Source organism: Nocardia otitidiscaviarum NBRC 14405, from assembly GCF_000308635.1.
Classification (GTDB): domain Bacteria; phylum Actinomycetota; class Actinomycetes; order Mycobacteriales; family Mycobacteriaceae; genus Nocardia; species Nocardia otitidiscaviarum.
Map to the genome: position 1 here is coordinate 1 of NZ_BAGD01000055.1, position 9709 is coordinate 9709.

At 70.6% G+C, this 9709-nt stretch carries 9 protein-coding genes; 7 read left to right on the top strand and 2 right to left on the bottom strand.

All coding sequences use genetic code 11. From position 1 onward, the window contains the following. Together ON31_RS10915 and ON31_RS10920 are read right to left on the bottom strand one after the other, a co-directional pair. Window positions 1-1067: phytoene desaturase family protein (locus ON31_RS10915; protein WP_039812414.1), on the bottom strand; the 1067-nt coding region annotated here is incomplete at its 3' end. A gap of 475 nt (window positions 1068-1542) precedes the next feature. Then, the gene (locus tag ON31_RS10920; RefSeq protein WP_039812417.1) at window positions 1543-2148 is read right to left on the bottom strand and encodes a GNAT family N-acetyltransferase; all 606 of its coding nucleotides are present in this window, start codon (window positions 2146-2148) and stop codon (window positions 1543-1545) included. Window positions 2149-2341: 193 nt separating this feature from the next. Here ON31_RS10920 and ON31_RS10925 point away from each other — a divergent pair, with 193 nt between their 5' ends. The 7 genes from ON31_RS10925 to ON31_RS10960 all read left to right on the top strand — a co-directional run. Then, entirely contained in the window at window positions 2342-2782 is a 441-nt protein-coding gene (locus ON31_RS10925) for an SAV_6107 family HEPN domain-containing protein (RefSeq protein WP_039812420.1), read from the top strand. 126 nt (window positions 2783-2908) lie between these two features. Beyond that, entirely contained in the window at window positions 2909-3331 is a 423-nt protein-coding gene (locus ON31_RS10930) for an SCO2097 family morphological protein (RefSeq protein ID WP_029929312.1), read from the top strand. 418 nt (window positions 3332-3749) lie between these two features. Next, the gene (gene mraZ, locus ON31_RS10935; RefSeq protein ID WP_029929310.1) at window positions 3750-4181 is read left to right on the top strand and encodes a division/cell wall cluster transcriptional repressor MraZ; all 432 of its coding nucleotides are present in this window, start codon (window positions 3750-3752) and stop codon (window positions 4179-4181) included. Between the two features lie 204 nt (window positions 4182-4385). Then, window positions 4386-5366: a 16S rRNA (cytosine(1402)-N(4))-methyltransferase RsmH gene (gene rsmH, locus ON31_RS10940; protein ID WP_039812423.1), complete on the top strand. Its 981-nt coding sequence runs from the start codon at window positions 4386-4388 to the stop codon at window positions 5364-5366. Window positions 5367-5415: 49 nt separating this feature from the next. Then, window positions 5416-6291, top strand: a complete 876-nt coding sequence (gene ftsL, locus ON31_RS10945) for a cell division protein FtsL (protein WP_063821470.1) — start codon at window positions 5416-5418, stop codon at window positions 6289-6291. A gap of 220 nt (window positions 6292-6511) precedes the next feature. After that, window positions 6512-8497 carry a peptidoglycan D,D-transpeptidase FtsI family protein gene (locus ON31_RS10955; RefSeq protein ID WP_157533648.1) on the top strand — a complete coding sequence of 662 codons (1986 nt, stop codon included), beginning with the start codon at window positions 6512-6514 and terminating at the stop codon, window positions 8495-8497. Between the two features lie 180 nt (window positions 8498-8677). Further along, a partial coding sequence (locus tag ON31_RS10960; RefSeq protein ID WP_039812435.1) for a Mur ligase family protein occupies window positions 8678-9709 on the top strand: 1032 nt, incomplete at its 3' end.

The window sequence follows — 9709 nt, forward strand, 5'->3', positions numbered from 1 at the left end:
CGGTCGGTGGTCAGCAGTTGCAGGCCGGTCGCGGATTCGGCGGTGTCCGCGCCCGGATAGCGGGGCAGGTCGCTGGTGGCGGCACGCACCACCATGCCGATGCCGGGGCCGACCCGAATGCGGCGTCGCCAGTCGGCCAGCCGGGCGGCGTCGAAACCGCCCTGTTCCAACAGGTCCAGGGTGGTGAGGATGTGTGCGCCCGCGACTACCGTGTCGGCGCGCAGTTCGTGTCCGCCCGCCGTGCGCACCGACCAGCCGCTACCGTCGCGGGCGAGGGCGGTGACCGCGTCGCCGGTGCGCAGCAGGCCGCCGTCGGCGCGCAGCCGATCGGCCAGGGCCCGGGTGAGCGCGCCGCTGCCGCCGACGGCCCGCCCGGGCGGCAGGGTGTGCATGAGCGCCGCGAAGCCCACCATGGGCGCGGTGCCGGGTTCGGACATGGGTGGCCCGGACTGTGCGCCGAACCAGGCCAGTGCGGCCTTCAGCCGTTCACTGTCGAAGAGGCTGTCCAGCAGTGCGTCTCCGGTCTGCAGGAATTCCCGCGAGAGCGCGCCGCCGTCACCGCGCCCGGTCGCCCCGGCGGCGTCACGGGCGTCCAGGCCCCAGAACGCGCGCAGCAGTCGCCCGCCGGTGGGTGCGCCCGCGAACGACCGCATGACGCGGGCGCTGCGCGGCCCCCACACCCGGACGAATCGACGGTATGCCTCGGCATCCCGTTCCCCGCACGCCGCGGCGATGGACGCGCAGGTCCGGTCCACGTCTCTATGGAAGATCAGCGGCGGCTCATGCCCGCCCCCGGGCGGCGCGGGCGCGAAACCCCAGGGATCGCAGTCGATATAGCGCAGCCCGAACTGCTCCAGCTCGAGCTCCTCGATGATCCCGGTGTGGCGCACCATGATGTGCGCCGACGACCCGCGGTCCACCTGATGTCCGGGGAACCGCTCCACGGTGGACACCGCCCCGCCGATCACGGTATCCCGCTCCAGCACCTCCACCGCATGCCCGTCCCGCGCGAGATAACAGGCGGCGACGAGCGCATTGTGCCCCGACCCGACCACGATCACCCGCACGACCGCACCCCTCCCCGCACGAATCCGCCGTGTTCCCGCCGGATCTCGTGCTGCGTGATGTGGGTGTGTGCCCGCCGGATCTCGTGCCGGGTGAAGCCACTGCGTGCGTGCCGCGTCTGGTGCCGGGCGAGGCCGCTGCGTGCCTGCCGCGTCTGGTGTCGCGTGAAGCCGCTGCGTGCCCACCGCGTCTCGTGTCGGGTGCATCCGCCGCGTGCTTGTCGTGTCTCGTGTCGGGTGGAGCCGCTGTGTGCTTGTCGTGTCTCGTGTTGGGCGGAGCCGCTGCGTGCCCACCGCACCCTGGTGACCAGGGCACCGTGGCTCGGCTCATGAACTGGTAGCGGTGGCACCGCCATCCTTCGGGGGTACGTGACGCGCTCGCGGTCGTCGCGGCGTGCGTGACCGTCTTCGGCGTGGGGTCGCGGGGGCTGCGGGCGGTCGTTTCGGGGTGTGGCGCGAACGCGGTCCGGCGGTGCGTTCACAGCGGCAGCCGCCGGCCCAGGACGGCGAAACGCCTGGTGTCACCGGAGAAGACGAAGTGGCGCACGATATCGCCGAAGCCTTGGCGGCGGTAGAGGCGCCAGGCGCGGTTGGCCTCCTGGTCCACCTCGGGGGTGGACAGCAGCACCATGCGTTCGGGGCGGTTGGCCAGCAGGCGGGCCAGCAGGGTTTCGCCGATGCCGCGGCCCTGCGCGGCGGGGTGCACATGCAGTTCGGTGAGTTCGAAGTAGTCGGAGAGCAGGTCGCGGGCCGCGTATTCGGGCCAGCCGGTGCGCCGCATGCCGGTGTACACCTGCTGATGCCACCACTGGTGCGGCGCACCGTGATAGCCGTAGGCGATCGCCAGTACCGGGGCGGTGCGCAGGTCGAGGCGGCCGTCGTCGTCGGGGAGCAGCGCGGCGACGGCCTGCCAGCCGGGCCGGGTGGTGTGTTCGGTCCACATGGGGGCGCGGTGGTGTTCGGTGCCCGGCGGATAGTCCATGGCCGCGACGTACACCGCGAGGGCGTCGGCGAGCCGGGCGCGCATGGTCGCGGCCGACAGATCGACGACGACGGGCGTGGGTTTCGGGGTGACGGCGGTCATGTGGGGCAGACGCGACTTCCGTGTGCGCTGGGATCCGGTGCGGCGAAGCGCCGGAACTTGTCGGTGGCTCTCTCTATATTCAAACTCAATTGAATCCTTCGAATACCTGTTCGATCTTCGGCGGTGGCCGTCACCGGTCGCTCGATGGGCAAGATGCCTGGTGGATCAGGGTATGCGAGTGGGGAGGTACCCGATGACCGGGAAAACTGAACGTCCGGGCCGTCCGGGCCGGGCCGGTGAGCTGTTGCGGCGCGCCGACGGTCTGCTCATGCAGGCGGCGGGGGAGAGGGATCCGGCCGAGCGCTTCCGCACCGCCTATCTGGCGGCCCTGCGCGGCGCGGGCGCGGTGCTCGCGCTGACCGGAGTCGACCGGATGCCGCGGGCGCGTTCGCGCAATGCCTGGGTGCTCATGCAGAAGGCGGCCCCCGAGTTCATCATGTGGTCGGACTACTTCAGCGCCCAGTCGGAGACGCGCGCGGCGCTGGAGGCCGGTCTACCACGGGAGATCGACGACGCCAAGGCCGACGAGTTCGCTTCGCGGGTAGGCGCATTCCTGCACGACGTGGACGATCTGCTCGCCGCGGCGGCCAAAACGAGACCCTCCACGGGATGGATCGCGGGAATGCTGGCTTGAACATCGGCCGAGTAGGTGGTCCGGTTCTGATCGAACTCGTATCATTGGTGGCAGACAGCCGCCAAGGTCGGCTATCCGTCGCTTACCCGGAGGCGACCGCCACTACCTAGTGCCGGGGGAGGTACCGTGCCACTCTCCGAGCACGAGCAGCGCATGCTCGAACAGATCGAGAGCGCGCTCTATGCTGAGGATCCCAAGTTCGCGTCGACCGTACGAGGCGGGCGGCTACGCTCGGCCACCGGTCGTCGCAGACTGCAAGCGGCCGCGCTCTTCGTCCTCGGCCTGTTCCTACTCGTCGCGGGCATTGCCGCCCCGATCAAGCTCGGGGACTTCCCGATCATCAGCCTGGTCGGATTCATCGTGATGTTCGGAGCGGGCGTGCTGTTGCTGATGGGTGGCCCCCGCTTGGGTGCCGCCAACGGCGGCGGCGAGGGCGATCCGACATCGGGTGCGAATCCCGGTGGCGGGCGCGGTCGCCCGAAGAAGGCGGGCGGATTCTCCGCCCGGATGGAAGACCGCTTCCGGCGGCGCTTCGAACAGGACAATTGACGGCCGGGCTTCGGCCCGGCTCGGAAACAAGCGCGACACGCCGCAGCGCCACACTGATTTCGGGTGTGGCGCTGCGGCGTGTCTTGTGCGTGTCGCGGGTTCCCGATACCCAATTCCACGACTCCCCACACCTCCCCACTCACATTCCCCACCGCGCCCCACGGCTGTCGGATATGCGTGCTATCTGCGGGTTTGCTGACGGTTGTCGGACCGGCGGCACCGTATGCCGTGTGTGTCGGGGGAACTGCGGCGCAAGTTCCCCACCTCGGTGATAGCTGATGTGACCTGCGAAGTTCGCCAACCGGGGACCGAGATCACCGCCGCTTTCGATTGAAAGTGGGGGAAAGTGGGGTAATGTGGAGCGCGCACTACAGGAGGCCGAACAGACGAGGGGTGATCCGGTAGGAGGTGTCGGGAGTTGTTTCTCGGGACCTATACCCCCCGTTTGGACGACAAGGGGCGACTGACGTTGCCTGCGAAGTTTCGAGACGAACTGGCGGGAGGGTTGATGGTCACGAAGGGACAGGACCACAGCCTTGCCGTGTATCCGAAGGACGAGTTCACCGCCCTCGCGCGGCGAGCCGCGGCCGCGTCTCGAAGTAATCCGCAGGCCCGTGCCTTCGTCCGCGCACTCGCGGCCTCCACCGATGAGCAGCGCCCGGACGGACAGGGCCGGATCATGCTGTCGGCCGAACACCGCCGCTACGCCAACCTGACCAAGGACTGCGTGGTGATCGGCTCGGTCGACTTTCTGGAGATTTGGGACAAGGCGGCGTGGGATTCCTACCTCGCCGAGCACGAGGAGGATTACTCGCAAGCCAGAGACGAGTCGCTGGGCGGGATCTTCTAGCCCACAGCGAGGCGAGTGCCCTGCGGCCTCTGCCCGACGCCGACCCTGACGTACTTCCCCAACGCCAGGTGCGGTGCTTCGGTCAGAGACCACGGGGCATTGGCCACCGCACTGAAGAGTCACCAACTCAGCAGTGAAGTCCGAATCGCAAGCGACCCGCACGGGGTGTGCGAACGAACGTGAGGCAGGATCCGGGAGGTCTAGGTGCACCGAAACACCGATGGTCCCCGCCACGTTCCGGTCCTCCTCCACCGCGCCGATGAAATCCTCGGTCCCGCACTGCATTCCGATGGCGCGGTCTATGTCGACTGCACCCTCGGCCTGGGCGGCCACGCCGAGTACTTTCTGCGCACCTATCCGAACATCCGGCTCGTCGGACTGGATCGCGATACCGAGGCGCTGAAACTTGCGGGTGAGCGACTACGCCCGTTCGAGGACCGAATCACCCTGGTGCACACCAGGTACGACGGGATCCCGGGCGCGCTGGAGCAGGCCGGACTCGCCCCGCGGGGTTCGGTACAGGCCATCCTGATGGATCTCGGCGTCTCCTCCATGCAGTTGGACGAGGCCGATCGCGGTTTCGCCTACTCCGTGGACGCGCCACTCGATATGCGCATGGACCCCAGCGGCGGGATGACCGCCGCCGATGTGCTCAACACCTACAGCCACGGTGATCTGGCCCGGGTGCTCAAGACCTACGGCGACGAGCGGTTCGCGGGCAAGATCGCCTCCGAGGTGCTGCGCCGCCGCCAGCAGAAGCCCTTCACCACCAGCGCCGAACTGGTGGAACTGCTCTACGCCGCCATTCCCGCCGCCGCCCGTCGCACCGGCGGGCACCCCGCCAAGCGCACCTTCCAGGCGCTGCGGGTGGAGGTGAACCGAGAACTGGAATCCCTCGAAGCGGCGCTGCCCGCCGCCCTCGACGCGCTCGCTCCGGGCGGACGCATCGTGGTGATGAGCTACCAGTCGCTCGAGGACAAGGTGGTCAAGGCGGAGTTCGCCAAGCGGTCCGCCTCGCGCACCCCACTCGACCTGCCCGTCGAACTGCCCGGTATGGGCCCGGAATTCAAGATCCTGACCCGCGGCGCGGAGAAGGCGACGGAGCAGGAGATCGAGGACAACCCGCGGGCCGCGCCGGTACGGATGCGCGCGGCCGAGCGGATCGCTGGGGAGGAGACGACATGACCCGGAGCAGACGACCGCGCGGGGGCACAGGTGTGGGAGGGGTGGTGCTATGACGATGACGCAGGGACGTGTGCAGCGTCGCGAGAACCGCCCGGCCCGTCGGGTCAAGGCGGCCGAGCAGGTGAAATCCGGTGCGGCGCAGCGGGCCTACGCCAAGCGGCGCAGCCGCGAGGGCGCACCCGCCCTGCCGCGCACCGGGGAACCGGTGCTGGCGGGCCGCATTCCGTTCGTCGCGACCATTCTCGCGTTGCTCGGTTGCGGGCTGGCGCTCACCCTGCTGCTCACCACCCGCGCCACCGAGGACAGCTATGAGCTCGGTGCGGCCCGGCGAGTGAACCAGCAGCTCTCCGATGAGCGCGATGCCCTCCAGCGCGAGGTGGCGGCCGCCGATTCGGCCCCCGTGCTGGCCTCCCGCGCCCGCGAACTCGGCATGATCCCGGCCCGCGACCCCGCGCGCCTGGTGATCGGCCCGAACGGTGAGGTGATCGTGGTCGGTGACCCGACCCCGGCGGCGGGTTCCCCCGCCCCACCGCTCAACACCCTGCCGCCCACCCCGGGCGCGCCCCCGCCGAATCTCTCGCAGGCGCAGGGCGAGCGGGTCGTTCCGGTCACCACCACCCCGGCCGCCCCGCCGCCCGCGGCGAACCAGAACCCGGCCATCCAGGCCGCCCCGCAGCCGAATCCGGCCGCCCCACCGAACCAGCAGCCCCCGGCCGCCCCGGCGAACGATGGCGCGCCCCAACCCCCGGCCGACCCGGTGAACAACGACGCGCCGCAACCCCCGGCAGCGCAGCAGCCCGCGCCCCAGGACCCGGTTGCACCCGCACCGCAACAGGTCCAGGACATCCCGCAGGCCCCCGTGCCGGTTACCCCGAACCCCGTGCAGGCGACGCCCGCCCCGGCCCTCCAGGAGGTGCCGAGGTGATCCGCGCGCTGGGCCGGTCCGCCACGGCACCGGCCGACCGGAGTGCCGCGCATCCGGTCGCACGGGCCATACGCGGCTGTGCCACAACGGGAACGGAACCAGCCACGGGCTCCAGGCTTCTCGGCCGCACCGGGTCGGCTGCGGGTGCGGCCCGCAACGGCCACCGACCGCATGGTCGCCGCGGCGCTGCGCGAAACGGGGTGGTCGGGTGACGTCGCGGATGTCGCGTGGCCGTGATTCCGGCCGCGACCGTGCCGAGAACGGGCGTGGTCGCGGCCGTTTCGGTGGCGGGCGCGGGAACAGCGGTGGCGGGCGCGCGAGTTCGGGAAAGCGGGCGGCGAGTGCGCGGAGCGCGGCGGGGCCCGCGCGGGCGCGCAAGCCGTCCAGACCGCGGCCCGCGCCGGGGTTGGACGCGTCCACGCGGTTCCGGTTCGGCGTGGGGCGGATCGTCATGCTGGTGGCGCTGCTGGTCGCGGCCTTGCAGCTGCTGTGGATCCAAAGCGTCTCCGCGCCACGGCTGTCGGCGGAGGCGGCCAGTCAGCGGACGGTGCATCAGATCGATGCCGCCACCCGGGGGCCGATTCTCGACCGCAACGGCAAATCGCTGGCCTTCACCGTCAATGCCAAGGCGCTGACCTTCCAGCCGGTGCGGGTGCGCAAGGATCTGCAGGAGGCGCACGACGAGAATTCGGCCAAACCCGAGCCGGATCAGCGCATGCAGGCCATCGCGAAATACATTCACGACAAACTCGGCACCGCCGCGCCGGAACAGGATCTGCTGAAGAAGCTGCGCAGTGACGAGCCGTTCGTCTACCTGGTGCGGAACGTGGATCCCCGGGTGGCGGCCGATATCAGCCTGAAGTTCCCGGAGGTCGGCACCGAGCGACAGGATCTGCGCGAATATCCGGGCGGCTCCCTGGCCGCCAATGTGATCGGCGCGACCGGCTGGGACGGGCACGGCCAGATCGGCCTGGAATCGGCCCTGGACGCGATTCTCGCGGGCACCGACGGCTCGCACACCTACGACCGCGGCTCCGACGGCGCGGTCATCCCGGGCAGCTGGCGTGACCGGCAGCCCGCCGTCAACGGCTACGGCGTCGAACTCACCCTCGACTCCGATCTGCAGTACTACGTGCAGCAGCAGACCCAGCAGGCCAAGGAGCTGTCCGGCGCGCAGGCCGCCTCGGCGGTGGTGCTGGACGCCCGCACCGGGCAGGTGCTCGCCATGGCCAATGATTCGACCTTCAATCCGGCCCTGGGACCGCAGCACTGGTCCAGCTCCTCGCTGGGCAACCCGTCGGTGCAGGAGGTGTACGAACCCGGTTCGGTGAACAAGATCGTCACCGCCGCCGCGGCCATCGAATACGGCCTCACCACGCCCGACGAGGTGCTGCAGGTGCCGGGCAACATCTTCATGGGCGGCGTCACCGTCAACGACGCCTGGCAGCACGGCGTCATGCCGTTCACCACCACCGGCATCTTCGGCAAGTCCTCCAATGTGGGCACGCTGATGCTGGCGCAGCGCATCGGCGAGGACCGCTACTACGACATGCTGCAGAAATTCGGCCTCGGCCAGCGCACCGGCGTCGGGCTGCCCGGCGAGAGCGCGGGCGTGGTGCCCTCCCGTGAGCAGTGGTCCGGCTCCACCTTCGCCAATCTGCCCATCGGCCAGGGCCTTTCGATGACCACCCTGCAGATGACCGCCATGTACCAGGCCATCGCCAACGACGGTGTCCGCGTGCCGCCGCGCATCGTGAAGTCCAAGATCGACCCGGACGGCAACCGCACCGAGGAGGAACCGCCCGAGGGTGTGCGCGTGGTGAGCCCGGAGACCGCCGCCACCCTGCGCGAGATGTTCCAGGCCGTGGTGCAGCGCGATCCGATGGGCGTCCAGATGGGCACCGGCGTGCCCGCCGCCGTCGAGGGCTACCAGGTGGCCGGGAAGACCGGCACCGCGCAGCAGATCGACCCCGGCTGCCGCTGCTACTCCACCTCCAGCTACTGGATCACCTTCGCCGGGATGGCCCCCGCCGACAACCCGCGCTACGTGATCGGCCTGATGCTCGACGCCCCGGTGCGCAGCTCCGACGGCAGCGGCGGACAGTCGGCCGCACCGCTGTTCCACGCCATCGCGTCGTGGGCCCTGCAGCGTGATCGCGTGCCGCCGTCGCCACCGGCGAAACCGCTGATCCTGCAGGCGTCCTAGGACTGGGAACGGGTGAGTGCACGCTCCGGACGACCCCGCGCCGACACCGGCGGGTGAGCGAACCGCGCCGCGCCGATCGCCCGGTGCGGCACCACAGGTAACCTGACTCGTCGATCCGTTGCGGTGGCCCCGCGACGCGCTCGATCACCGCCCAGCCGTTCATCCCCAGAGAGGAGCTTCGTGCCCGCGCAGTCGCAACCGCGTAGCGGAGGTTCGACCGAGCCGCAGGTACTCCGGCCCGCGGACCCACCGGCGACCAGCCTGCGGTCGGTGGCCGAGCTGACGGGCGCGCGGTTCGCGCCGCACGACCGGCGCTCGGCGGACGCGGCGCTCGCCGCCGCGGCCCTGGACGATATCCGGGTCACCGGTATCGAGCAGCGCTCGAACGCCGTCCGGCCCGGCGACCTGTTCGCGGGTCTGGCCGGGGAGCGGGCGCACGGGGCGCGCTTCGCCCACGATGCCGTCGCGCGCGGCGCGGTCGCCGTGCTGACCGACGCGGCGGGCGCGGACCTGATCGGCGCGATCGAGGTACCGGTGCTGGTGCGCGACGATCCGCGCGCGGTGCTCGGCGCGCTGTCCTCGGCCCTCTACGGCGATCCGTCGCGGCGGCTGCGCATCATCGGCATCACCGGCACCTCCGGCAAGACCACCACCTCGTACCTGGTGGAGGCGGGCCTGACCGCGGCCGGGCTGCGCACCGCGCTCATCGGCACCATCGAGACCCGCATCGGCGGCGTGCGCGTGCCCAGCGCCCTCACCACCCCGGAGGCACCGCAGCTGCACGCCATGTTCGCGGTCATGGTGGAGCGGGGCGTGCAGGCCGTGGTGATGGAGGTGTCCAGTCACGCGCTGGCGCTGGGCCGGGTGGACGGCGTCGAGTTCGCGGTGGGCGCGTTCACGAATCTGTCCCAGGACCACCTGGATTTCCACGCCGACTTCGAGGACTACTACGCGGCCAAGCGCCGCCTGTTCGATCCGGCCTCGTCGGTGGGCGCGGCCACCTCGGTGATCTGCGTGGACGACGCCTGGGGACGGCGGCTCGCCGGGGAGCTCGAACAGCGCACCCATATCGTGACCGTCTCCACCACGCAGCCCGCGCACTGGACCGCCGCCGACGTCACCGCTGGACCGGGCGGCACCCAGAGTTTCACCGCCGCCCGCGGCGCGCTGAACGTGCCGGTGCGCCTGCGCCTTCCGGGGGACTACAACATC

Coding starts and splice junctions, on each gene's coding strand:
- ON31_RS10920 (WP_039812417.1), bottom strand. CDS start 2,148: ATGACCGCCGTCACCCCGAAACCCACGCCCGTCGTCGTCGATCTGTCG.
- ON31_RS10925 (WP_039812420.1), top strand. CDS start 2,342: ATGACCGGGAAAACTGAACGTCCGGGCCGTCCGGGCCGGGCCGGTGAG.
- ftsL (WP_063821470.1), top strand. CDS start 5,416: ATGACGATGACGCAGGGACGTGTGCAGCGTCGCGAGAACCGCCCGGCC.
- ON31_RS10955 (WP_157533648.1), top strand. CDS start 6,512: ATGTCGCGTGGCCGTGATTCCGGCCGCGACCGTGCCGAGAACGGGCGT.